18 protein-coding genes are annotated in these 23,079 nt (G+C 71.8%); 9 read left to right on the forward strand and 9 right to left on the reverse strand.

Features of this window, described 5'->3' with window-relative positions; translation table 11 throughout:
• Nucleotides 1-18: 18 nt before the first annotated feature.
• Nucleotides 19-849 (reverse strand): HAD family hydrolase, encoded by an 831-nt coding sequence (locus ACWGPE_RS12500; RefSeq protein WP_231428926.1) that lies wholly within the window; start codon nucleotides 847-849, stop codon nucleotides 19-21.
• Nucleotides 846-2,114 (reverse strand): serine--tRNA ligase, encoded by a 1,269-nt coding sequence (serS, locus tag ACWGPE_RS12505; RefSeq protein WP_275506093.1) that lies wholly within the window; start codon nucleotides 2,112-2,114, stop codon nucleotides 846-848. The genes ACWGPE_RS12500 and serS overlap by 4 nt, the downstream gene beginning before the upstream one ends.
• Before the next feature lie 74 nt (nucleotides 2,115-2,188).
• On the opposite strand from serS, the gene ACWGPE_RS12510 reads away from it, so the two are divergent.
• Nucleotides 2,189-3,196 carry a diacylglycerol/lipid kinase family protein gene (locus ACWGPE_RS12510; protein WP_231428928.1) on the forward strand — a complete coding sequence of 336 codons (1,008 nt, stop codon included), beginning with the start codon at nucleotides 2,189-2,191 and terminating at the stop codon, nucleotides 3,194-3,196.
• A gap of 38 nt (nucleotides 3,197-3,234) precedes the next feature.
• Here the strand turns inward: ACWGPE_RS12510 and ACWGPE_RS12515 are convergent, their stop codons facing one another.
• Both ACWGPE_RS12515 and ACWGPE_RS12520 read right to left on the reverse strand, forming a co-directional pair.
• The gene (locus ACWGPE_RS12515; RefSeq protein WP_231428929.1) at nucleotides 3,235-4,818 is read right to left on the reverse strand and encodes an MFS transporter; all 1,584 of its coding nucleotides are present in this window, start codon (nucleotides 4,816-4,818) and stop codon (nucleotides 3,235-3,237) included.
• A gap of 127 nt (nucleotides 4,819-4,945) precedes the next feature.
• A complete protein-coding gene (locus ACWGPE_RS12520; RefSeq protein ID WP_452048805.1) occupies nucleotides 4,946-7,693 on the reverse strand; it encodes an alpha-N-acetylglucosaminidase TIM-barrel domain-containing protein in 2,748 nt (915 codons plus the stop codon).
• 129 nt (nucleotides 7,694-7,822) lie between these two features.
• Between ACWGPE_RS12520 and ACWGPE_RS12525 the strand changes: the two genes are divergently transcribed.
• Nucleotides 7,823-9,046 (forward strand): ROK family transcriptional regulator, encoded by a 1,224-nt coding sequence (locus tag ACWGPE_RS12525; RefSeq protein WP_452048806.1) that lies wholly within the window; start codon nucleotides 7,823-7,825, stop codon nucleotides 9,044-9,046.
• 8 nt (nucleotides 9,047-9,054) lie between these two features.
• Here ACWGPE_RS12525 and ACWGPE_RS12530 read toward each other — a convergent pair whose 3' ends face one another.
• Nucleotides 9,055-10,053 (reverse strand): hypothetical protein, encoded by a 999-nt coding sequence (locus tag ACWGPE_RS12530; RefSeq protein WP_452048807.1) that lies wholly within the window; start codon nucleotides 10,051-10,053, stop codon nucleotides 9,055-9,057.
• Between the two features lie 31 nt (nucleotides 10,054-10,084).
• The gene (gene pheA / locus ACWGPE_RS12535; protein WP_231428933.1) at nucleotides 10,085-11,047 is read right to left on the reverse strand and encodes a prephenate dehydratase; all 963 of its coding nucleotides are present in this window, start codon (nucleotides 11,045-11,047) and stop codon (nucleotides 10,085-10,087) included.
• Between the two features lie 48 nt (nucleotides 11,048-11,095).
• Between pheA and ACWGPE_RS12540 the strand changes: the two genes are divergently transcribed.
• Both ACWGPE_RS12540 and pgm read left to right on the forward strand, forming a co-directional pair.
• Complete coding sequence (locus ACWGPE_RS12540) at nucleotides 11,096-12,382, forward strand: DUF445 domain-containing protein (protein ID WP_452048808.1); 1,287 nt, start codon at nucleotides 11,096-11,098, stop codon at nucleotides 12,380-12,382.
• A gap of 141 nt (nucleotides 12,383-12,523) precedes the next feature.
• A complete protein-coding gene (gene pgm / locus ACWGPE_RS12545) occupies nucleotides 12,524-14,152 on the forward strand; it encodes a phosphoglucomutase (alpha-D-glucose-1,6-bisphosphate-dependent) (protein WP_452048809.1) in 1,629 nt (542 codons plus the stop codon).
• Nucleotides 14,153-14,155: 3 nt separating this feature from the next.
• Here the strand turns inward: pgm and ACWGPE_RS12550 are convergent, their stop codons facing one another.
• Nucleotides 14,156-15,703, reverse strand: coding sequence for an amidase domain-containing protein (locus tag ACWGPE_RS12550; protein ID WP_452048810.1), 1,548 nt, complete (start codon nucleotides 15,701-15,703; stop codon nucleotides 14,156-14,158).
• Nucleotides 15,704-15,919: 216 nt separating this feature from the next.
• On the opposite strand from ACWGPE_RS12550, the gene ACWGPE_RS12555 reads away from it, so the two are divergent.
• Together ACWGPE_RS12555 and ACWGPE_RS12560 are read left to right on the forward strand one after the other, a co-directional pair.
• Nucleotides 15,920-16,270 carry a GntR family transcriptional regulator gene (locus ACWGPE_RS12555; protein ID WP_231428937.1) on the forward strand — a complete coding sequence of 117 codons (351 nt, stop codon included), beginning with the start codon at nucleotides 15,920-15,922 and terminating at the stop codon, nucleotides 16,268-16,270.
• Nucleotides 16,267-17,277, forward strand: coding sequence for a DUF1648 domain-containing protein (locus ACWGPE_RS12560; RefSeq protein WP_452048811.1), 1,011 nt, complete (start codon nucleotides 16,267-16,269; stop codon nucleotides 17,275-17,277). Before ACWGPE_RS12555 ends, ACWGPE_RS12560 begins: the two co-directional genes overlap by 4 nt.
• On the opposite strand, the gene ACWGPE_RS12565 is transcribed toward ACWGPE_RS12560, so the two are convergent.
• Both ACWGPE_RS12565 and ACWGPE_RS12570 read right to left on the reverse strand, forming a co-directional pair.
• On the reverse strand, nucleotides 17,246-18,580 hold the full coding sequence (locus ACWGPE_RS12565) for an MFS transporter (protein WP_275506084.1): 1,335 nt from the start codon (nucleotides 18,578-18,580) through the stop codon (nucleotides 17,246-17,248). The two genes, ACWGPE_RS12560 and ACWGPE_RS12565, sit on opposite strands and share 32 nt — an antisense overlap.
• The gene (locus ACWGPE_RS12570) at nucleotides 18,580-19,392 is read right to left on the reverse strand and encodes a M15 family metallopeptidase (RefSeq protein WP_231428940.1); all 813 of its coding nucleotides are present in this window, start codon (nucleotides 19,390-19,392) and stop codon (nucleotides 18,580-18,582) included. The genes ACWGPE_RS12565 and ACWGPE_RS12570 overlap by 1 nt, the downstream gene beginning before the upstream one ends.
• Before the next feature lie 213 nt (nucleotides 19,393-19,605).
• On the opposite strand from ACWGPE_RS12570, the gene ACWGPE_RS12575 reads away from it, so the two are divergent.
• The 3 genes from ACWGPE_RS12575 (at nucleotide 19,606) to ACWGPE_RS12585 (ending at nucleotide 23,061) form a co-directional block, all read left to right on the forward strand.
• Nucleotides 19,606-20,925 carry an ABC transporter substrate-binding protein gene (locus tag ACWGPE_RS12575; protein ID WP_231428941.1) on the forward strand — a complete coding sequence of 440 codons (1,320 nt, stop codon included), beginning with the start codon at nucleotides 19,606-19,608 and terminating at the stop codon, nucleotides 20,923-20,925.
• 70 nt (nucleotides 20,926-20,995) lie between these two features.
• The gene (locus ACWGPE_RS12580) at nucleotides 20,996-22,168 is read left to right on the forward strand and encodes a carbohydrate ABC transporter permease (RefSeq protein WP_231428942.1); all 1,173 of its coding nucleotides are present in this window, start codon (nucleotides 20,996-20,998) and stop codon (nucleotides 22,166-22,168) included.
• On the forward strand, nucleotides 22,165-23,061 hold the full coding sequence (locus tag ACWGPE_RS12585) for a carbohydrate ABC transporter permease (RefSeq protein ID WP_231428943.1): 897 nt from the start codon (nucleotides 22,165-22,167) through the stop codon (nucleotides 23,059-23,061). Before ACWGPE_RS12580 ends, ACWGPE_RS12585 begins: the two co-directional genes overlap by 4 nt.
• Nucleotides 23,062-23,079 lie beyond the last annotated feature (18 nt).

Below are 23,079 nucleotides of genomic sequence, written 5' to 3' on the forward strand. Positions count from 1 at the left end.
CCTGTGCGTCTTCCCCGGTCAGGGCAGCGTGTCGAGGATCGACGCGAGTCCGGCCTCCTCGACGGCGCCGGTCACCTCGCCGGCCGCCGCCCGCACCTCATCGGGCGCCTGGCCCATCGCGACCGCGCGACCGGCGGCCCCCGCCCAGGCGAACATCTCGAGGTCGTTGCGGCCGTCGCCGACGGCGAGCACCCGGTCGGCCCGGGCCCCGAGCCATCCGCGCACCCGTTCGAGCGCGGTCGCCTTGTTGACCCCGTCGGGCGCGATGTCGAGCCACGCCGTCCACCCGATCGCGTAGCTGACGTGGTGCAGGCCCATCTGGTCGACGATCTCGAAGAACTCGTCGAGCCCGTGCTCGAGGCTCGTCACGACGACGCGGGTGGCGCGCTGGTCGAGCAGTTCGTCGAAGACGACCTCGCGGGCGTTCTCGAGGTTCCACTCGGTCATGCCCGCGGTGTAGAGCCGGTATCCGTCGGGGAGTTCGACCATGAACTTGCCCGACGGCAGGAACGCCCGGATGCGCTCCAGCACCGCGGTCGGGTCGAACGTCTCGACGTGCTCGCGCGAGTACCCGCCCTCGGCGGTGTCGTCGCGGCGCATCGTGATGGCGCCGTTGGCGCACACCACGTACTCGGGCGTGAGCCCGAGCTGTTCGAGCACCGGCCGCGTCGTCGCCCACGAGCGACCGGTCGCGAGCGTGACGAGGTGGCCCCGGTCGGCCGCAGCGGCCACGGCGTCGGCGACGAGATCGTCGATCGTGCCGTCTTCGTGCATGATCGTGCCGTCGACGTCGAGCGCGACGAACCACTGGTCAGCCGCGATCTCGCTCGCCGTCGCCTGCTCGCTCATCGCGCGACGGGCTCGAATCGCTCGAGGCCGCCGAGATAGCCCCGCAGCGCCTCGGGCACGATCACCGAGCCGTCGGACTGCTGGTGCGTCTCGAGGATCGCGACGATCCAGCGGGTCGTCGCGAGCGTGCCGTTGAGGGTCGCGACCGGCGCGGTCTTGCCGCTCTCGGTGCGGTGGCGGATGTCGAGGCGGCGGGCCTGGAACGTCGTGCAGTTCGAGGTCGAGGTGAGCTCGCGGTACGCGTTCTGCGTCGGCACCCACGCCTCGATGTCGTACTTGCGTGCGGCGCTCGAGCCGAGGTCGCCCGCCGCGGTGTCGATGACGCGGTACGCGAGCCCGAGGCTCTGCAGCATCTCCTCCTGCCACGCGAGCAGGCGCTCGTGCTCGGCCTCGGCCTCGGCCGGGTCGATGTAGGTGAACATCTCGAGCTTGTTGAACTGGTGCACGCGGATGATGCCGCGCGTGTCCTTTCCGTGCGAGCCGGCCTCGCTGCGGTAGCAGGTCGACCAGCCGGCGTACCGGATCGGGCCGTTCGACACGTCGATGATCTCGTCGGCGTGGTAGCCGGCGAGCGCGACCTCGCTCGTGCCCGTGAGGTACAGCTCCTGCTCTGGCAGGTAGTACACCTCGTCGGCGTGGGCGCCGAGGAACCCGGTGCCGTTCATGATCTCGGGACGCACGAGCGTCGGCGTGATGAGCGGGGTGAACCCTGCGGCGATCGCGCGGTCGAGGCCCATGTTCATGAGGGCGAGCTCGAGGCGGGCGCCGACGCCCTTGAGGTAGTGGAAGCGCGCGCCCGACACCTTCGCGCCGCGCGGCATGTCGATCGCGTCGAGCAGCTCGCCGATCTCGAGGTGGTCGCGCGGCTCGAAGTCGAACGCGGGGATCTCGCCGACCTCGCGCAGCACGATGTAGTCGTCCTCCCCGCCGGCGGGCACGCCGTCGATGACGATGTTGCCGAGCTTCTGCACGGCGAGCGTGAACTCGGCCTCGGCGTCGCTCACCGCCTGGTTCGCGGCCTTGACCCGCGCCGCGAGCTCTTGCGCCTGGGCGACGAGCGCGGCCTTCGCGTCTTTCGGGGCCTGGGCGACCTGCTTGCCGAACGCGTTCTGCTCGGCGCGGAGCGTCTCGAAGACGGTGATCGCGGTGCGGCGCGCCGAATCGGCGGCGACGGCCTCGTCGACGAGCGCCGAGGACTCGCCACGGAGCTCCTGCGAACGCTTGATGAGGTCGGGGTTCTCGCGGAGCAGCACGGGGTCGATCACCCGAGCAAGTCTAGCCCGCGGCATCCACGGGTCTTCAGCGAACTCCCGCGCGCAGGTGCCGTACCGTTGGCAGTGTGACGGCCCAACACCAGACCAGCGCGGATGGCTCGGAGCCGCGCCCGCGCGCGGCGGTCATCAGCAACCCCACGAAGTCGGGGGTCGATGCGCTCCGCGCCGCCGTCGAGCGCGCCGAGGAGCGGCAGGGGTTCGCCCCGTCGCTGTGGATCGACACCACCGAGGACGACCCGGGCAAGGGCATGGCCCGCGAAGCGGTCGAGGCCGGCGCCGACCTCGTGATCGCGGCCGGCGGCGACGGCACCGTGCGCTCGGTCGCGGCCGGGCTGCGGGGCACCGGGGTCCCGATGGGCATCGTGCCGCTCGGCACGGGCAACCTGTTCGCGCGCAACCTCGACATCCCGGTGAACGACGTCGACGACGCCGTGGTGCTCGCGTTCGCCGGGCTCGACCGGGCGGTCGACGTGCTCATCGCCCGCGTGCGTCGGCCCGACGGCAGCACGGAGGCGCACGCGTCGCTCGTGATGGCGGGCATCGGCATCGACGCGACGATGATCGCGAACACGAATCCAGACCTCAAGAAGAAGGTGGGCTGGCTCGCCTACGTCGACGCGGGCCTGCGGGCGCTGCCGAACTCGGAGCCGTTCCGCATCGTGCACCGCCTCGACGGCGGCCGGCACCACCGGTCGAGGGTGTCGAGCATCCTCGTGGCCAACCTCGGCTACCTGCCGGGCAACCTCGAGCTCATCCCCGACGCCGAGATCGACGACGGCCGCCTCGACGTCGTGCGGCTGCAGCCGCGCAACCTGTTCGGCTGGCTGTTCGTGTGGCGTGTCATCGCGTGGGAGAACCGGGTCATGCGCAAGACCGCGATCGGCCGGCAGGTGCTCGACCTCACGGGTGGCAACCGCCGGCAGGTCGTCGCGTACTCGCGTGGTCGCAACGTCGACCTCGCGATCGAGGGCGGGCCGCAGGAGTTCGAGATCGACGGCGACGAGTTCGGCACCGTCGTCGCGGCGCGGTTCGAGGTCGACCCGGCGTCGCTCGTCGTGCGGGTGCCGCGCTGACCGCTCCGGTGGTCGAGTAGCGAAGCGAGTCGAGACCCTCAGCCGAGCATCGATCCCTCCGCCGACGAGGAGGCCTTCGGGTCGGGGAGCCGACGCATGCGCAGCGCGTTCAGCACGCCGAGCAGCCCCGCGAGGATGGGCACGATGAGCGCGACCTGCAGGGCGATGAACCGCGAGTCGGTGTTGATGCGCAGGATCTCCTCCTGCACGGCTGGCGGCTGGTCGACGAGGAGCTCGGCGAGCCCGGTGTCGGTCATGATCTCGGCGTCCTCCTCGAGGACGGTCGAGACCTGCTGCGCCTCCTCGGCGCTCAGCACCGTGCTCGACTCGGCGCTCGCCGTGAACGTGAACGCGAGCGTCGCGAGCATGATCGCCCCCGCGAAGGCGAGTCCGAACGAGAGACCGAACGAGCCGGCCGCCGAGTTGACACCCGCCGCCTCGCTGACCCGCTCGTCGGAGATCGGCGACAGCGTGTAGTTGTTGAGCTGCGAGACGAGCAGGCCGAGGCCGCATCCGGCGACGATGAGCGGCAGCGTGAGGTACCAGCCCGAGTCGGCGATCGGCACGATCGGCACGAGCACCCCGACGCCCACGACGACGAGGGCGAAGCCCCACAGGATGATGCTCGCCGGCCTGCGTCTCAGCCCGCGGCCGGCCAGCAGGGCGACGACGAACATGCTGAGCGAGAGCGGCGCGATCGAGAGCCCGGCCTGCAGCGCGTTGTACTCGAAGACCATCTGCAGGTAGATCGGCAGCACGATCATGGTGCCGCCGAGGGCGATCTGCTGCAGCAGCTGCCCGCTCGCCCCGGTGCGGAACATCTTCGACTCGAAGAGGGCCGGGTCGAGCAGCACGGGCTTGCCGGCGCGCTTGCGGTTGCGCAGCCAGAAGACGAGGAGGCCGAGGCCAAGCACGCCGATGCCGATGATGAGGCCGACGTAGCCGCCGCCCTCCTGCCAGACGAGGATGCCGGTGACCACGCCCCCCATTCCGATGATCGAGAGCAGCGCGCCGACGATGTCGACCGACCGATCGCCGTGATACGGCACATCCTTCACGAGCCCGATGCCCGCGAGCACCACGGCGATGATGAGCGCCTCGAGCGCGAAACCGACCCGCCACGAGAGGAAGGTCGTGATGAACCCGCCGAGCAGGGGCCCGACGGCGGCGGCGATCGCCGCCGAGGCGCCGACGAGCGCGTACACCCGCTTCTGGTGGTCGCCCTCGAAGTTGCCGTGGATGAGCGACTGCATCGCAGGCAGCAGCAGCGACGCGCCGATGCCGCCGATCACCGCCCAGAAGATGATGATCGCGGTGAGGTCCTGCGCGAACACCATGGCGATCGCACCGATCGCGTAGCCGAGGAGGCCCAGGACGTACGCGAGCTTCCGGCCGATGAGGTCGCCCGTCTTGCCGCCGATGAGGATGAACGCCGCCGAGACGAGGGCCTCGAGCGCGATCGCGCCCTGCACGCCGCTCACCGTGGTGTCGAGATCGCGCACGACCGCGGAGATCGACACGTTCATGAGCGAGGTGTCGACCACGAGCACGAACATGGCCATCGCGAGCAGGAGCGCGAGCTTGCCGTTGAACCGCCCTTCGGCGGTGCCGCGAGAGTCCATGGCTCACTCAAGCACACCCGCGGCCGGGCCGGAAGGGCCCGCTCCGGTTCGAAGCGGTCCGAAACGGCGCGCAGACGGGGGCGGGGCCGGCCGGCCGGCCGGTCCCGCCCCCCGGTTCGCGCCTGCGTCAGCCGCAGGTCACGATCGCGTCGGCCCAGTCCGCGCGGTCCCACCATTCGGCCTGGCCGGCGGGCGAGCCCGCCGCGTTCGGGTCGACCACGAGCTCGAGCCGCTCGACACCGGTGACGTCGACGTCGACCTCGGCGGCCAGCCCCTTCGTCATCGCGCCGCTGTCGTAACGCACCTCGCCGTCGGCGACGACCCGGAAGATGACGTTGGGCGATGCCCCCGCCTTGTTCATGATGTCGTCGATGCCCACGACCGCCGCGAACGCCGAGCACTGCCCGCCGAGGTTGAATCCGATCGTGGTCGGCGAGTTGACCCCGAGCCCCTTGCCGTACTCGACGCCGGCGAGCCGGATCGGCTTGCCGTCGCCGTACGCGGCCTCGCCGATCTCGGTGTCGCGCTCGATCGGCCCGTAGGCCGCGTTGAGCGACGCCGAGGCGAACGGCAGGTCGGAGAGGAAGTGCTCGCCCGCCGTCGGCGGCTCGGGCACGTCGGGCACGGTCGCGTCGTGGGCCTCGACCGCGCGTCCGGCGAGCTCGACGATGTCGCCCTCGGGCTCGGTGAGGAACGCCGAGGTGTCGGTCGACGCCGTGAACTCGGCGCCGACGGCGTACCAGTCGATCGACGCCGGGGCCCTGCCGGTGTCGAAGGCCGTCTGGATGCTCGCGAAGAACCGCTCCCACCGGTCCTTGTAGTAGGTGCTGACGAGACCCTGCCACTCGCGGTTCGCGTAGTCGTTGAGGCCGGCGTCGACGGCGCTGCGGTCGCCCCACGTCGTGACGATCGACCGCGCGTCGAACTCGAGCCGGTCGGCCTCGGCCGCATCGGCGCCCGCGGCGCGTGCGTCGGCGATCCAGCGGCCGAGGAGCGTCTGCGGCTGCGTCGCGACGATCGCGTCGAGCAGGTCCATGTTGCCGAGCCACTCCTCGCTGAGCCCGGTGAAGGCCGCCCGGTCGCGCATGCCGTAGGCCTGCTGCAGCTGCGGCAGCAGCACCCGCGAGGTGTTCGAGGTCACCTGGCGCGCGACATCCATGAGGTCGTACCGGTAGCTCGCGTTCCCGCCCGCGGCGGGAGCGGCGGCGAGCAGGTGGTCGAGCGCCTCGGCGAACCGGTCGGGGTCGTACGAGAGGCTGCCCGGCGACCAGGTCGCCGCGGCGCTCGCCGACAGCGACGGGCGGGCGCCGTAGAGCCCGTCGTGCGCCTCGCTGTAGCCCTCGTTGTCGGGCAGGGTGTAGGCCGTCTCTGCGAGAATGCGCCAGGCCGCCTTCAGCTCCGGGTCGTCGACGCCGTACCGGCGCTCGGTCCAGGCGTCGAACCACGCGTTCACGTCGACGGGGCCGTCGCGCCACGCGAGACCGGCGAAGAAGTCGATCGCGGCAGGGTTGTTGAGTCCGCCCTCCGGCAGGGCCGCGATGCCGTCGACGCGGCTGCCGTCACGGTTCAGCCACTCGTCGAACAGCTCGTTCCACTTCGCGAGCTCGGCACCCATCGTCGTGTGCCCGCCGAAGTTCCAGATCGTGCCGAACGCGTACGGCACCCCGCTCCACTTGGCCTCGAGGTCGCCGCGCGCCCAGCGGTCCGACAGGCCGTCCACGATGAAGGTCGTCTCGGAATCCACCGCAGCGGCGACATCCTCGGGCGGGTTGTTCTGCCAGCCGAGCAGCACCCAGGTCGCCCCGGGCTGCGCCGTCTGCAGGGCCGTCTCGATCGCGCGCGTCGCGGCGGGCACGTCGACGCTGCCGCGGCGGCCGCCCTCGTGCAGCACGTCCATCTTGTACGCGTTCGAGGCGCCCAGCTTCTCCTCGGATGCCTCGTAGAAGGCCTCGGCGACCGCCGGGAACACGGCCGAGTTCGGGTCGAGCCAGCCGGGGCGCTGGAACCCGACCCAGCCGCCCTGCGGCTCGACGCGCGCGTCGGCGTTGCGGTCGGCGAAGTCGGTCGGCACGGTGCCGAAGTACCCGGGCAGCACGGGGGTCATGTCGAGCTCGCGCAGCCGGTCGGCGATCTTGCGACCGAGTTCGGTGCGCTCCTCGAGCAGCGCCTCGCTCGTGCCGGCCGGATAGCCCGACATGTTCTGCAGCAGCCACCAGGGTTGGTGACCCGGCAGCGGGATCCACGCGCGGGCCTCCTCGGCCGAGTAGCCGAACTGCTCGAGCACCTCGGCGTAGACCGCTTCGGAGCCGACCGGCATGAACACCTCGTTGAAGCCGAGCGCGGCGAGTTCGTCGATCTCGCGCTCCCACTCGTCCCAGGTGCGGTAGGCGCCGGTGTAGCCGTCCTCGGTGTCGTTGCCGTAGAACCGGTGGCTGACGTTCGACGTCGCCGTGATCGGCTCGGCGGGCAGGGGCAGCGCCGCCTCGGGGTCGAGGTTGCGCACGTTCCACGAGACCGACTGGCCGATCGTGGCGAGGTAGGCGTTGACCCCGGCGATCGCCGTCGCCGAGTCGGTCGCCGCAACGCGCACGTGGTTGCGCTTCGAGGTGATCTCGTAGGCGTCGGCGCCGTCGGCGGACTCGAGCATCGCGAGATCGAACCCGTCGGATGCCTCGCCGAGCAGCCGCTCGACGGCGTCGCGCGCGGGCTCGAGGCCCGGCGCCGTCTTGGGCGGCACGTCGAGCTTCGCGTCGCGGGCAGGAGGCTCGGCGTTCGCCGCGCCGGCGGTGCCGGTCGTCAGCAGGAGTGCGGTCGCGATCGTGGCGAGCGGAGCGAGGGCCGCTCGTCGACGTCGTCTGGGCGTTGGGTGCATCATCGGGCCTTTCGCCGGTCGTTCGGATGCGGCGCGGATCGCGCCGCCATCCCGACCCAATCAGACCTCCGACCTTTACGCAAGGTCTTAACGTAAAGTCTCGGCTAAACTAACCGCCGGAACGGAGGCCGCATGAACGACCCGATCGTCGGCACCGCACGACTCAAGCGCTACAACACCGCGAGGGTGCTCGACGAGCTGCGCTCCGGCGGCGAGCCGGTGCGCATCGTCGAGATCGCGGAGCGCACCGGCCTCACCCGCTCGACCGTCGCCACGATCATCGAGGAGCTCGACGCCGACGGCTGGCTGCGCCGGCACGACCCGCTCGGCGCCCTCGGGCGGCCGGCAGCGCGGTTCTCGGTGACGCCCGAGCGCTTCCACGTGCTCGGCGTCGACATCGGACTGCACCGCGTCGTCGCCGAGGTCGCCGACGCCGCGGGCGCCGTGATCGCCGAGGCGAACGCCCTCCACGAGGTGCACGACGGCCGCGAGCTGCTGCGCCTCGTCAACGCGACCGTCGACCGCGCCCTCGCCGCGGCGGCCCTCGAACGCGGCGGCATCGCGGCGGTCTCGGTCGCGAGCGTCGGCATGATCGACCGCGCCGAGGGGCGCGTGCGCGTCATCCGGGGCATCGACGCGTGGACCGACCTCGACCTGACCCGCGAGCTCGGCCGCGGGTTCGGCGTCGACGTCGACCTCGACAACGACGCGAATCTCGCCGCCCTCGCCATGTCGGAGCTCGACGACTGCCCGCCGTCGTTCCTGACGGTGCAGTGGGGCGAGCGGCTCGGCGCCGGCCTCGTGCTCGACGGTCGGCTCTACCGCGGCCAGCTCGGAGCCGCCGGCGAGATCGGCGCGCTCATGGTGACCGACCCGTGGAGCGGCGAGCGCGCGACGCTCGAGGCCGTGGTCGGCGCCGAGCACATCGACGAGATCGCCCGGCTCGTCGCGGCGAGGGACCCGTTCACCCGACTCGCCTCCGAGCTCGGCGCTGAGGCCGCCGCCGCCCACGTGTTCGAGCGGGCCAACGACGGCGAGCGCGCGGCCACCGAGATCGTCGACCAGCTCGCCGACGTCGCCGCGCGGGCGCTCGCGCCGATCCTGCTCGCGCTCGACCTGCACCGGGTCTACGTGACGGGCGGCATCGCGCGCGGCGGCGATGTGCTCACCGCCGCCCTCGAACGACGGCTCACCGCGATCGGCGCCGCACCGATCGAGGTGCGGTTGTCGCCGTTCGCCGAGAACACGGTGGTGCGCGGCGCCGTCACCGCCGCCGTGCGGTCGGCCTGGGAGTCGGCGCTCGACGGCGGCCTCGGCTCCGACGCGCGCACGAGGGCGCGGAGTTCCGCCCGCTGAGCGCGGGCTCAGCTCGACTGCGTCGATCTCGCCGCAGGACGGCGCAGCGCGCGGTGCGCCTCGTGCACGACGACCGCGACGACCGCCGCGACGACCGTGAGCGCGATGGTGCCGATGACCGCCTGGGCGAACTGGCCGCGGGCCATCGCGTCGAGCTGCGCCTGCTGCGTGTCGTCGACGACCATGCCGTTGCCGTCGACCACGATGCCCGAGTTCAGCACGATGGTCTCCTGGATCGCGCCGATCAGTCCCGGCATCGCGATGAGGCCCGCCGCGGCGATCGCGACGAGCGCCCACCACGCGGCCGAGCGCGCGAACCCGTTTCGCGGGGAGTCCGCCTCGCAGAGCCGGGCCGCCATCGCGGTCACGACGACGAGTCCGACCCCACCCGCCATGAGCAACGACGGCGACATCGCCCAGCCGAGGGTGCGCAGCAACTGCGCAGTGGGATCTTCGGCCGGTGACGGGCTCGCGTACCAGCTCGTGTCCGCGTTGGTGAGCCAGCTCAGCCAGGCACCGATCACGGTGACCGCCCCGGTGACGGCCCACCCTGCAGCGAGCCACACCCAGGTACGGCGTCCGAGCGGCTCTGCCGCGGGCTCCGGCGCCGGACCGAACCCATCGTCCTCGTCGGGCATCCCCGTGTGGACAGGTGCGGAATCGAGCGGGTCGCGCCGCACTGGATCCGAGCGGCCGGAGTCGTCGTCGCGCTCGAGGTCCGCCTCGTCGTCGCGATCCGGTTCGAGCACCGCGAACAGGTCGAGTTCCTCGTCGGTGTCGCGTTCGACCGGCACGTTCTCGGCCGGGGATGCGACCGATGCCGTGCTCGCCTCCGAGACGATCGGTGCCGCGGTGCCGGACGCCCCAGTGCCCGACGCCGTCGCCGCGACGGTCGGCTCGACGCCCTGCGCACGGCCCGCGGCCGAGGCATCCGCCCCGTGCCCGTCATACCCGCGCTGGAACCGCGCGTCGTAGCGAGGGTCGATGCCCTCGCGTGCCCCGGTCATCGTCGACCCCCTCCGTGAGCCCGCGCCGCCGTCAGGCGCCGTCGGGTTCGCCGCTCAAGAGCCCGCGCAACCAGTCGCGGGCCTCGATGAAGATCTCGTCATCGTACTTCGAGTGGTACTCGATCTCGCGCCGGTCGGCGCGCGGATAGGAGCCGAGGAAGATCACCTTCGGCGAGTAGCGGCGGAGGCCGAGCAGCGCGTCGGCGACCCGCTCGTCTTCGACGTGCCCCTCGAGATCGATCACGAAGCGGTACCGGCCGAGCGCGTCGCCGATCGGCCGCGACTGGATGAGCGAGAGGTTCACGCCCCGCGTCGAGAACTGCTCGAGCATGTCGAGCAGCGCGCCCGGCTCGTCGTCGGGCAGTTCGACGATGAGGCTCGTCTTGTCGGCGCCCGTCGGCGCCGGGACGACGCGCGACCGGCTCACGAGCACGAAGCGGGTCACCGCGTTGGGGTTGTCGCCGATGTCGCGGGCGAGCACGTCGACGTCGAGGTGCTCGGTGATGCCGGGCGGGGCGACGGCCGCGTCGGCCTGCGCCGATTCGAACAGGGATGCCGCGGCCTGCACGTTGCTCGTCGCGGGAATGTGCCCGTGGTTCGGCAGCTCGCGCTCGAGCCAGCCGCGCGACTGCGCGTACGCGACGGGGTGGGCGTTGACGACCCGGACCTCGGCGAGCGTCGTGCCCGGGCGGGCGACGAGCACGAAGTTGACCGGCACGAGGTACTCGCCGACGATGCGCAGGCCGGGCACGGTCGCCAGTGCGTCCTGCGTGGCGCTCACTCCCCCGTCGATCGAGTTCTCGATCGCGATCATCGCGGCCGTCGAACGGCCCTCGACGACGTCGGCGAGCGCCTCGCCGACGTTGTTCACCGGGCGCCAGTGCTTGCCCGCCGCCTCGGGCACCTGCTTCAGCGCCGCCTCGGTGAAGGTGCCCGCCGGCCCGAGATACGAGTACGTCTCGTGAGGGGGCGTCGCCGAGGCATCCGTCGTCATGCGCCAAGCCTAACGAGCGGGGCGGGAGCCGACTGCGATACTGCCCACGTGGAGACCGCGGCGATCACGAGGGCCGTGCCGGGCGATGCGGAGCGGCGCATCGCGCTGCGCCGTATGAAGCGCGTCGCGACGAGCCTGCTCGCGGTGGCCGCCGTCGTGTTCGCAGTGTCGTTCGCCCTGCAGGACGAGATCGCCTGGATGGGCTACGTGCGCGCCGCCGCCGAGGGCGCGATGGTCGGCGCGATCGCCGACTGGTTCGCGGTCACGGCGCTGTTCCGCCATCCGCTCGGACTGCCGATCCCGCACACGGCGATCATCCCGCGGCGCAAGGACGAGATCGGGGCGAGCCTCGGGGCCTTCGTCGAGCACGAGTTCCTCTCCGACGAGGTCGTGCTCGGCAAGCTGCGCTCGATCGGCATCTCGCGGCGGGTCGGCGGTTGGCTCGCGGCGCCCGAGAACGCCGAACGGGTGACCGCCGAGGCCTCCGTCGCCGCACGCGGCGTGCTCACGATGCTCGGCGACGACGACGTCGAGGACGTGATCGAACGCCTCGCCCGCCGCCACCTGTTCGAGCCCGAGTGGGGGCCGGCGATCGGCCGCATCGGGGCGCAGCTCGTCGCGGCCGACCAGCAGCGCGCCGCCGTCGACGCCGTGCTCGAGAAGGCCGAGTCGTGGCTCGCCGGGCACCCGGAGGCGTTCGGGCGCATGGTCTCCGAGCGGCTGCCGCGGTGGGTGCCGGGCTTCGTCGACCGCCTCGTCGACGACCGCGCGCATCGCGAGGTGCTCGCCTTCGTGCGCGCGGTGCGCGCCGACGACGCGCACCCGCTGCGCCTCGCGATCGACCGCTATCTCGCGGAGCTCGCCGACGACCTGCAGCACGACCCGGCCATGATCGCCCGGGTCGAGCGGCTCAAGGCCGAGCTGCTCGCGAGCCCGCGCGTGCGCGAGTTCGCGGGCGAGGCGTGGGCCGCCGTGAAGGCGACCCTCGTCGACGGGCTCGCCGACCCCTCGAGCGAGCTGCGCACCGGACTGCGCGCGGCGATCGTCGAGGTCGGCACCCGCCTCGCGACCGACGACGCCCTCGCGGCGAAGGTCGACGACTGGGTGACGGATGCCGCGGCCTACGTCGTGCGCAACTACCGGCACGAGATCGCCGGCGTCATCACCGAGACCGTCGAGCGCTGGGACCCGCGCGAGACGACCGAGAAGCTCGAGCTGCAGGTCGGGCGCGACCTGCAGTTCATCCGCATCAACGGCACGGTGGTCGGCGCGCTCGCGGGCGTCGCCATCTACGCGGTCGCGACGGGCGTGCACGCGCTCGCCGTCTCGATGTGATGTCCCGGCCGGTGGCGGGCGCAGTCCCATTCCTCAGGTGAGTCCCGCCCCATGCGGGGCGGACGCGTCGAACGATCGCGGCCCGTCTGCGGGACGCCCGGTCCCTCCCGCATCGCGGGGCGCGGTGCCAGACTGGGGGGCATGCACGAGCGAGCGGGAACCCCGGCCATCGAGTCCGACCTCATCGACGTGGAGGCGCTCGTCAGGGCGTACTACGAGCTGAAACCCGATGCGTCGGTGCCCGGGCAGCGCGTCGCGTTCGGCACCTCGGGCCACCGCGGCTCGTCGCTCACGACGAGCTTCAACGAGCACCACATCCTCGCGACCACGCAGGCGATCGTCGAGTACCGCGCGGCGCAGGGCATCACGGGCCCGCTCTTCATCGGCGCCGACACCCACGCGCTCAGCGCCCCCGCCCAGACGACCGCGCTCGACGTGCTCGTCGGCAACCAGGTGCGGGTGCTCGTCGACGAGTTCGACGACTACGTGCCGACGCCGGCGCTCTCGCACGCGATCCTGACCTGGAACAACGACCCCGCGAAGCGCGCGGAGGGCGAGGCCGACGGCATCGTCATCACGCCGTCGCACAACCCGCCGCAGGACGGCGGCTTCAAGTACAACCCGCCGCACGGCGGACCGGCCGACAGCGACGCGACCGCGTGGATCGCGGCGCGCGCGAACGAGCTCATCGAGGGCGGGCTGCGCGGCGTGAACCAGGCCGAGCCGAGCGGCGTCGAGACCTACGACTTCCGCGGCGCGTACGTGGCCGATCTGGCGAACGTGATCGACATGGAGGCGATCGCGCGCAGCGGCATCCGCATCGGCGCCGACCCGCTGGGCGGAGCCTCCGTGCACTACTGGGCGGCGATCCGCGACCGATACGGGCTCGACCTCACCGTCGTGAACGAGCGCGTCGACCCGACGTGGTCGTTCATGACCCTCGACTGGGACGGCAAGATCCGGATGGACCCGTCGAGCCGCAACGCGATGGCCTCGGTCGTCGCGAAGGCGGGCGCGTACGACCTGCTCACCGGCAACGACGCCGACGCCGACCGGCACGGCATCGTCACCCCCGACGGCGGGCTCATGAACCCGAACCACTACCTCGCGGTCGCGATCGAGTACCTGTTCGCGCACCGACCGGGCTGGCGCGACGACGCCGCGATCGGCAAGACGCTCGTGTCGAGCTCGATGATCGACCGGGTCGCCGCGTCGCTCGGCCGCCGCCTCTGGGAGGTGCCGGTCGGCTTCAAGTGGTTCGTGCCCGGGCTCGTCGACGGCTCGGTCGGCTTCGGCGGAGAGGAGAGCGCGGGCGCATCGTTCCTGCGCTTCGACGGCACCGTCTGGACGACCGACAAGGACGGCATCCTGCTGTGCCTGCTCGCGGCCGAGATCCGCGCGGTCACAGGCAGGTCGCCGTCGGAGCTGTACGCCGACCTCGTCGAGCGCTTCGGCGAGCCCGCCTACGAGCGGGTGGATGCCGCGGCGAACGCCGCGCAGAAGACCGCCCTCGGCCGACTCGACGGCGACGCGATCGCCGCGACTGAGCTCGCGGGAGACCCGATCAGCGCGAAGCTGTCGAAGGCGCCGGGCAACGACGCCGCGATCGGCGGGGTGAAGGTCGAGACGGCCGAGGCCTGGTTCGCCGCGCGGCCGAGCGGCACGGAGGACGTGTACAAGATCTACGCCGAGTCGTTCAAGGGGCCCGAGCACCTGAAGCTCGTGCAGGCCGAGGCGAAGCGCATCGTCGACGGCGCGCTCGACGTCTGACGCCTACTTCAGCGAGAAGTAGGTGACCGAGCCGCCCGACGCGAGCGCCTCGTCGACGTCCCAGTAGTCGGCGTCCTTCGTGTGGCCGCCGACCCAGATGCGGGTCGTGCCGCCCGAGTGCACGACCCGGGTCACGACGGCCGTGTGGTCGCGATCGCCCGAGTCATCCCAGTCGAACTGGGCGATGTCACCGACCTTGACGAGGCCGCGCTGCGAGTCGTCGAGCGCGGTGGCGAGGTCGGTGCGGCCGAGCAGGTAGTCCCGGAGCGCGGTCGAACTGGCCCAGCTCGGCGACATGGCGCCGGTCGCGTGGTCGTAGTACCAGCCGTCGTTCATCTTCCAGCCGCGGGCGATGAGCGACTGGCTCGTGAAGTTGGCGCAGTCGACACCGCTCAGGACGGTGTACGCGTCGGAGTTGTAGTCGCTCCAGTGGGCGAGCACGTAGCCGACCTGCGCGTCGATGCGGGGGTCGGTCGTGTAGTTCAGCGTGAGCGCGGTCGGCGCCTCGTTCGTCGACGCCTCGACGATGCCCGAGAGGTCGCTCGTCGACGCCGACGGCACGTCGACGCCGGCCGCGACCGACGCGGCGGACGCCTCGACGGGGACCGGGTTGCCCGCGGCGTCCGAGAAGCTCACCTCGACGCCGCCGAGCGAGTCGGCCGACGTCGCCGGCACCGCGAACGTCACGGTGCTCTCGTCGGCCGCGACGATCGTCGCAGCGGTTCCCGCGACCGTCACCCCGCCGACCTGGTCGAGTCCCTCACCGGTCACGGTCACCTTCGTGCCGCCCGTGAAGGGCACCGACGCGGTCGAGAGCCCGCTCGTGATGGTCGGCCGCTCGTCGGCCAGCGCCGCCGTCGAGACGATCTCGTCGCGGGCCGCCGCCGCCTCCGGCGATGCCGCGCGGACGGTGCTCGTCGAGCCCGGCACGCCGCCCGCGGTCACGGCGATCGCCGACCCGTCGGGAGCGATCGCCGAGGCGACGGCGCCGAAGGCGGTCACGCCGAACAGCGCGGTCGTCGCGCCGAGCGCGACGAGCCGGCGCGCACCGCTCGACGGGCGTCGGTTGCGCGCGTGGTCGGCGCGGTGCCGCGGGTGGCGGTCGCCCGGGTCGGTACCGGGCGGGTCGGGCGTGGCGGCCGTGCCGGCCGTGGTCGGCCGGGTGGGCCCGTCGGCCGGCCCGACTGCACCGTCGCCGTGGCGACGGGACGTCGGCGGGCCCGGGTTACGGGGAACGGAACCCGGACCCTGCGGCGTCCCGGCGTCGGGAGCCTCCGGATCGGCCGGCGCCGCGTCGGGGGACGCTGCGGCACCGGCCGATGCGTCGCGACCGCGCATCGCGGCCACGAATCCGCGACGAGCCTTCGCGGGACGGGAGGGCTCGGCCGTATCGGGCGCGGCCGAGTCCTCCCGGGTGCCGACCGGTTCCACCGCGTGCTCGAACGAGTCCCCCTCGCCGTCGCCGTCGACCGTCGCCTCCGCGCCTTCGGCGAGGAGTGCGGGGTCGATCGCGCCCGGCGCGCGGAACGTCGCGCGCCGGCGCTGCGGCATGGGGGCAGGCGGAGTCTTGGAGATTCGTTTGAACACGGGATGGGTTCCGGTCGGCGTTTCGGGGGACACGAAACCTCACCACGCGAGTTTGTGAGGAACCCTCTCGAACTCTGGGAAGACGATGAGAGCGATCTCCCAACACCCTGCACGCGACGTTGCGGACCCCGTCGTCAACTGTTCTAATAGTCATAGAACAGTTGTGAAAGGAGTGTCGCCGTGCTGATACGCGTCGACCCCGCGAGCGAGACACCGATCTTCGCCCAGGTGGCCGCATCGGTGCGGGCGGATGCCGCGGCCGGGCGCCTGCGGGCCGGCGACAAGCTGCCCTCGGCACGCGAGGTCGCCGCCTCGCTCGGCGTGAACCTCCACACGGTGCTGCGGGCCTACCAGTCGCTGCGCGAGGAGGGCCTCGTCGACATGCGCCGCGGTCGCGGCGCGGTGGTCACCGAGGCCGTCGAACCGCTCGCGCAGCTGCACCACGACGTCGCGACGCTCGTCGCGCGTGCCAAAGAGCTCGGGCTCTCCCCCGACACCCTCGCCGCCCTCGTGAAGGAGACGTACCGATGACCGCATCCGACGATGTCCGCACCGCCCGCCGCCGCTACCTCGTGGTCGGCTGCGCCGTCCCGGTCGCGCTGACGCTCGTCGCCGTCGCGCTCATGCTCGCCTGGCTGCCCGACATGCCCGCCACCGTCGCGACGCACTGGAGCAGCACCGGCGAGCCCGACGCCTTCGCCCCGGCGTGGACCGTTCCGGTCGGCACCGCCGTGCTCGGCCTGGGGCTCACCGCGTTGTTCGCGACGATCATGCTCACGGGCACGCGCGACGGGCACTGGGGCCCGATGATGCGACTGCTCGGTGCCGCCTCGCTGGCCACCACCGTGCTCGTCACGGTCGGCATGACCTGGTCGTTCGGCCTGCAGCGCGGCCTCGCCGATCCGCACGACGCCCCGGGCATCGGCCTCCCGATGCTCGTCGCGCTCCTCCTCGGCGTCGCCGCGGGCGCGGCCGGGTGGTACGCGCAGCCGAACGTCACGACCGGCGCCCGGGCGACCCGGACGATCGAACCGCTCCGACTCGCCCCGGGCGAGCGTGCCGTCTGGGTGAGCACGACCACGATGTCGCGCGCGGCGATGGTCGCCATCGTCGCGAGCATCGTCGCGCTCGCGCTCGGCACCGTCGTCGTCGCGGCCACGGGCTCCGCGGCCTGGTGGGTGATGCTCGGCGTCACCGTGCTGCTCGTGCTGCTCGCCGCGACGACGTTCGTCTTCCGGGTGCGCGTCGACGATCGAGGGCTCACCGTCGCCTCGGCGGCGGGGGTGCCGCGGTTCGGCGTTGCGCTCGACGATGTGGCGTCGGCGGCGGTCACGACGGTCAACCCGACCGCGGACTTCGGCGGATGGGGCGTGCGGCTCGTGCCGAACGGGTCGTTCGGCATCGTGCTCCGCGCCGGCGAGGCGTTGCAGGTCACTCGCCGCGACGGACGTCGCTTCACCGTGACCGTCGACGACGCCGCGACGGCGGCGGCGCTGCTCGAGGCCCTCAGCTCGCGGGTTCGCGGGGCTCGGAACTGACGCGGGCGCGAGCCCGTGCGCGCAGGCCGGCCACGACGAGCGGCAGCAGCACGAGCGCGCCCACGAGGCACACGCCGGCGAACCCGCCGAGGCCGAGCACGAAGCCGCTGAGGGCCGCCGCGACCGCCGCCGAGAGGTTCATCGCCGCATCGGTCGCGCCCTGCAACGGCACCCGGATCTCCTGCGAGACGGAGTCGGTCACGAGGGTCGAGCCGCCGATGAGTCCGCACGACCAGCCGAGTCCGAGCAGGCCGAGCGCGAGCGGCACGAGCAGCATGTCGTCGGCCGGCGCGAGGATGCCGATGAGCGTCGCAGCGGCGAGCACCCCGATGCCGATGAAGATCACCCGCTCCGACCCGATGCGGTCGGCGAGCCATCCGACGATGGGGCTGGCGCCGTACATCCCGACGATGTGGATGCTGAGCACGACGCCGACCGCCGTCAGCGAGAGCCCGTGCGCCATCATGTGCACGGGCGTCATCACCATGACGCCGACCATGACCGTCTGCGAGCAGACGATCGCGAGGATGGCGAAGAGCGCACGGGGGTTGCGCGCGGCGATGCGCATCGCCTGCCACGATCCGATGGGCTTCGAGGCGCCGCCCGCACCGGCCGCTCCGGTCGGCGTCGGGGATGCCTCGTCCGCCCCGGCGTCGCTCGCGAGCCGCCCGGCCTGCGGCAGGCGCAGGAGCGCCGCGACGAGCAGCGCGGAGAACGCGAACGCGGCACCCGAGAACAGGAAGGGGCCGACGAGCGCCGGCAGCCCGATGGCCTGGCCGACGGTGTCGCCGAGGTCGGAGAGCAGCGGCCCGGCGACCGAACCGAGCGTCGTCGCCCACAGCACGAGCGACATCGAGCGCGCCTCGAAGCCGGGCGCAGCGACCTCTGTGGCGGCGAAGCGCGCCTGCAGGCCCGCCGCGGTGCCGGCCCCGAACGCCATGAGCCCGAGGAACACGAGCGGCACGAACCCGCTCACGGCGGCGCCGATGACGAGCACTGCGCCGAGGCATCCGAGCGCGTAGCCCGTGGCGAGCGCGACGTGCCGCCCACGCCCGACGGCGAGCTTCGCGAGCGGGATCGCCGCGATGGCCGCGCCGAGCACGCTCGACGACTGGGCGAAGCCCGCGAGGGCGACGACGCCGGTGAGTTCGTCGACGAGGAGGGCCGCGACGGCGATGCCCGAGGCGACGCCGACGCCCGCCAGCAGCTGGTTGACGATGAGGACGGTCAGCGAGATCCCGCGGTGCGGCACCGGCGTCACCCGCGCCGTCGTCGGCTCGGGTGCGCTCGGCGCATCGCTCATCAGGCGCCGCCGCCCGGTACGCCGAAGAACTCCTCGAGCGTCGTGATGCCCTTCTCGTGCATCTCGGTCGCGAGCGGCACCCCGACGTAGCGGAAGTGCCACGACTCGTGCGGGTAGCCCGTGATGTCGACCTTGTCGGCGGGGTAGCGCAGGATGAACCCGAATCGCCAGGCGTTCGCACGCACCCATTCGCCCTCGGCGGAGTCGTCCATGCACTCGAACGTGCAGCCGCCCTCGGTGCCGATGTCCATCGCGAGGCCGGTCTGGTGCTCGGAGTGCCCCGGCGGGGCGGTCGTCGGGTCGCTGCCGTCGCCGTAGAGCTCGACCTGCGTGTCGTAGCTGCGGTAGGCGCTGTTCGAGGCCAGGTAGAAGTCGGCCTCGTCGGCCGCGGCGGCGAACATCGCGACGACCGCGTCGGACGCCTCCTGGCGCATCTCGGGCACCCAGCTGTGCGCGACGGGCACCTCGACGAGGTCGTCGGGAACGTAGTCCTGCGGGTTCAGCGGGCGCACCTGGTTGACGACGACCCAGATGCTGGCGGGGTCGTCGAGCGAGTGCGCCGTGCGATCGAAGGTGTCGACGCTCGCGGGCGGCGGCGCGGTCGCCGGCGCCGGCCGCGGCGTCGCACTCGCGGAGCCGGATGCCTCGGGGCCGCCGCCGGTGGCGCCGGCCGAGCCCGAACCGGCTCCGGCGACCGCGCCGACCACGACGACGCTGATCGCCGCGAGGATCGCGATGAGCACGAGTGCCACGGTCATGCGCCGTCGCTGCACCGCCTCGTCGACGGCGGGAGGATCTGCGGGTTCGGACACGCTGCCGATTCTACGCGCGGCGGGCATCGCCGCCGCCCGGGGCGGCGAACACCCACCGCGGCCGGGGCGCTGTGAGAGCGCTCTCTTGACAGCAGCGGAGACCGCGTCGTAGAGTCACCTTCCGAAAGTGTGAGAGCGCTCTCACAATAGCGAGAGAGCGCTCTCTTGTTCCTGCATCATCCCCCATTCGACCACGCACACAAAGGAGTGACCGTGAAGCTTTCACGACGCACCCGGGGCGCCGTCGCCATCGCCGGCGCGGCATCCATCGCACTGCTGGCCACCGCCTGTTCGACCGGCGGTGGCGCGAGCGCCGAGGGCGAGGACATCACCCTCACCGTCACCACGTTCGGCACCCAGGGCCTCGAGGGCCTGTACGAGCAGTACGAGGCCGACCACCCCGGCATCACCATCAAGGCCACCAACATCGACACCGGCGGCAACGCCCTCACCGACTGGCAGACGAAGCAGGCTGCCGGCGCGGGCCTTCCCGACGTGCAGGCCGTCGAAGAGGGCTGGCTGTCGAAGGTCATGCAGGTGAGCGACTCGTTCACCGACCTGCGCGACTACGGCGCCGACGACCTCAGCGACCAGTGGGTCGACTGGAAGGTGAAGCAGGCCACCGACGCCGACGGGCGCATCATCGGCTACGGCACCGACATCGGCCCCGAGGGCCTCTGCTACAACGGCAAGCTCTTCGAGGAGGCCGGCCTGCCGAGCGACCGCGAAGGCGTGGCCGCCCTCTTCGGCGGCGAGGATGCCTCGTGGGAGAAGTTCTTCGAGGTCGGCAAGGCCTATCACGACAAGACCGGCAAGGCGTTCTACGACCAGTCGGGCTTCGTCTGGAACTCGATGGTCAACCAGCTGCCCGAGGGCTACTACACCGCCGACGGCGAACTGAACGTCGAGGGCAACGCCGAGCTCGAGGCCCGATGGGCCCTGCTCGCGCAGGGCGCGGCCGACGGCCTCTCGTCGAACCAGACCCAGTGGGACTGGGGCGGGGGCAAGGCGTTCACCGACGGCTCGTTCGCGACCTTCGTCTGCCCGGGCTGGATGCTCGGCGTGGTCAAGGGCCAGGTCGAGGCCGGCGGCGGCGACGCCACGACCGGCTGGGACTTCGCCGACGTCTTCCCCGGCGGCGCGGCCAACTGGGGCGGCGCGTTCCTGACGGTGCCGACCACCTCGAAGCACCCGAAGGAGGCGGCCGAGCTCGCCGAGTACCTGACGAACGCGCAGTCGCAGGTCGCGGCCTTCCAGGCCGCCGGAACGTTCCCCTCGAACGTCGAGGCGCAGGCCGACGCCGGAGTGACCGGCGAGAGCGAACTGACCGCGTTCTTCAACGACGCACCGGTCGGCGAGATCCTCGGCTCGCGTGCCGAAGGTGTCGTGGCCCAGTACAAGGGACCGGACGACTCGGTGATCCAGGAGCAGGTCTTCGGCCCCTCGATCCAGGAGCTCGACTCGGGCAAGGCCGACGGCCCGACCGCGTGGCAGCACGCGCTCGACCTCCTCGACCAGCTGGTCCAGCAGTAGTCCGACCGGCGAAGTGAACGCGGGCCCTTCGGAACGCTCCGAAGGGCCCGCCTCACGAGAGGAACCCCGAATGACTTCGACCATCACGCCGCCGGCGGAGGCGGCATCCCCCACGCCCTCGGGCGGCGCGAAGCACGACCGCACCGCGCACCGCACCGCACTCACCACCCGGCAGCGCCTCAGCCGCTGGGACGTGAGGTACTCCCCCTACCTCTACATCGCGCCGTTCTTCGTGCTGTTCGGACTCGTCGGGCTGTTCCCCCTCGGCTACACCTTCGTGGTGTCGCTGAACGACTGGAACCTGCTCACCGGCCCGGGCGAGTGGGTCGGCCTCGAGAACTTCGCCGCGGAGCTCCAGGACCCGCTGTTCTGGAACTCGCTGTTCAACACGTTCAGCATCTTCCTGCTCTCGGCGGTGCCGCAGCTCATCGCGGCGATCGTCATCGCCGCCGTGCTCGACCAGAACATCCGCGCCAAGACCTTCTGGCGCCTGTCGGTCATCCTCCCCTACGTCGTGACGCCCGTCGCCGTCACCCTCATCTTCAGCAACGTCTTCGGCGAGAAGTACGGCCTCATCAACAACCTCCTCACGACGATCGGCGCCGATCCCGTGATGTGGAAGACCGAGACCCTCCCGAGCCACATCGCGATCGCGACCATGGTCAACTGGCGCTGGACGGGCTACAACGCGCTCATCCTGCTCGCGGCGATGCAGGCCGTGCCGAAGGACATCCACGAGGCCGCCGCCATCGACGGCGCCGGCGCCGTGCGCCGCTTCTTCTCGGTCACGATCCCGAGCATCAAGCCCACGATCGTCTTCGTCATCATCACGGCGACGATCGGCGGCCTGCAGATCTTCACGGAGCCGAAGCTCTTCAACGCGACGAGCTCCGTGCCCGGCGGGCCGCAACGGCAGTACCAGACGACCGTGCTCTACCTCTGGGACCTCGCCTTCAACCGGCAGGACTTCGGCAAGGCCTCGGCCGTCGCATGGCTGCTCTTCCTCATCATCGTCGCGATCGGGCTCGTGAACTTCTGGCTCTCGCGGCGCATCGCGGGAGCCGAGGCGAAGCGCACGAAGCGCAGCACCCGACGCAGGCTCGACGCCCACGCCGCGGCGCGCGCCGAGGCATCCGCCCTCACCGCCCGGGTCGGCGCCGGAGGCGTGACCGGGGCCATGGTGGCCGAGCCGATGCTCGACGACCCAGATCTCGACGAACCACGTCCGGAGGAACGCGCATGACCGCCACGAAGGCCGTCGTCACCCGCGACGCGATCAAGCCCGCGCGGTACGACGCACCCCGCAGGCGCTCGCTCGGCATCGAGCGCCGCCCGGGCTGGCTCACCTACACGCTGCTCGGCGTCTTCTTCGTCGCCGGGGCGTACCCGCTGTACTGGTCGTTCGTCATCGGCTCGAGCGACAAGTCGGCGCTCACCGACACCTGGCCGCCGCTCCTGCCGGGCGGCCAGTTCTGGACCAACGTCGGCGAGGTGCTCGACACCGTGCCGTTCTGGCTCGCGCTCGGCAACTCGATCATCGTCGCGAGCGTCATCACGCTCTCGGTCGTGAGCTTCTCGACGCTCGCCGGCTACGCGTTCGCGAAGCTGCGGTTCCGCGGCCGCGAGGGGCTCATGGTGTTCGTGATCGCGACGCTCGCGGTGCCGACCCAGCTCGGCATCATCCCGCTGTTCATGCTCATGAAGCAGTTCGGCTGGACGGGCACGCTCGGCGCCGTGATCGTGCCGACGCTCGTGACCGCGTTCGGCGTGTTCTTCATGCGGCAGTACCTGGTCGACGTCATCCCCGACGAGCTCATCGAGGCGGCGCGCGTCGACGGGGCGTCGATGATCAGCACGTTCTGGCACGTCGGCGTGCCGGCCGCCCGCCCGGCGATGGCGATCCTCGGGCTCTTCACCTTCATGACGGCGTGGACCGACTACCTCTGGCCGCTGCTCGTCGTGCCGCAGAACCCGACCCTGCAGGTGGCGCTGAGCCAGCTGCAGTCGGCCCGCTACGTCGACTACTCGGTGGTGCTCGCGGGCGCGGTGCTCGCGACGCTGCCACTGCTGATTCTCTTCATCATCGCCGGCAAGCAACTCATTTCAGGGATCATGGCAGGAGCAGTCAAGGGATGACCATCGGACTTCGAGAGG

Source organism: Agromyces sp. NPDC055658, assembly GCF_053618155.1.

What these genes read in the sequence shown, in the direction of transcription:
- ACWGPE_RS12500 (WP_231428926.1), bottom strand. Translation starts at nt 849, where the DNA reads ATGAGCGAGCAGGCGACGGCGAGCGAGATCGCGGCTGACCAGTGGTTC.
- ACWGPE_RS12515 (WP_231428929.1), bottom strand. Translation starts at nt 4,818, where the DNA reads ATGGACTCTCGCGGCACCGCCGAAGGGCGGTTCAACGGCAAGCTCGCG.
- ACWGPE_RS12520 (WP_452048805.1), bottom strand. Translation starts at nt 7,693, where the DNA reads ATGATGCACCCAACGCCCAGACGACGTCGACGAGCGGCCCTCGCTCCG.
- ACWGPE_RS12525 (WP_452048806.1), top strand. Translation starts at nt 7,823, where the DNA reads ATGAACGACCCGATCGTCGGCACCGCACGACTCAAGCGCTACAACACC.
- ACWGPE_RS12530 (WP_452048807.1), bottom strand. Translation starts at nt 10,053, where the DNA reads ATGACCGGGGCACGCGAGGGCATCGACCCTCGCTACGACGCGCGGTTC.
- pheA (WP_231428933.1), bottom strand. Translation starts at nt 11,047, where the DNA reads ATGACGACGGATGCCTCGGCGACGCCCCCTCACGAGACGTACTCGTAT.
- pgm (WP_452048809.1), top strand. Translation starts at nt 12,524, where the DNA reads ATGCACGAGCGAGCGGGAACCCCGGCCATCGAGTCCGACCTCATCGAC.
- ACWGPE_RS12550 (WP_452048810.1), bottom strand. Translation starts at nt 15,703, where the DNA reads ATGCCGCAGCGCCGGCGCGCGACGTTCCGCGCGCCGGGCGCGATCGAC.
- ACWGPE_RS12560 (WP_452048811.1), top strand. Translation starts at nt 16,267, where the DNA reads ATGACCGCATCCGACGATGTCCGCACCGCCCGCCGCCGCTACCTCGTG.
- ACWGPE_RS12565 (WP_275506084.1), bottom strand. Translation starts at nt 18,580, where the DNA reads ATGAGCGATGCGCCGAGCGCACCCGAGCCGACGACGGCGCGGGTGACG.
- ACWGPE_RS12580 (WP_231428942.1), top strand. Translation starts at nt 20,996, where the DNA reads ATGACTTCGACCATCACGCCGCCGGCGGAGGCGGCATCCCCCACGCCC.
- ACWGPE_RS12585 (WP_231428943.1), top strand. Translation starts at nt 22,165, where the DNA reads ATGACCGCCACGAAGGCCGTCGTCACCCGCGACGCGATCAAGCCCGCG.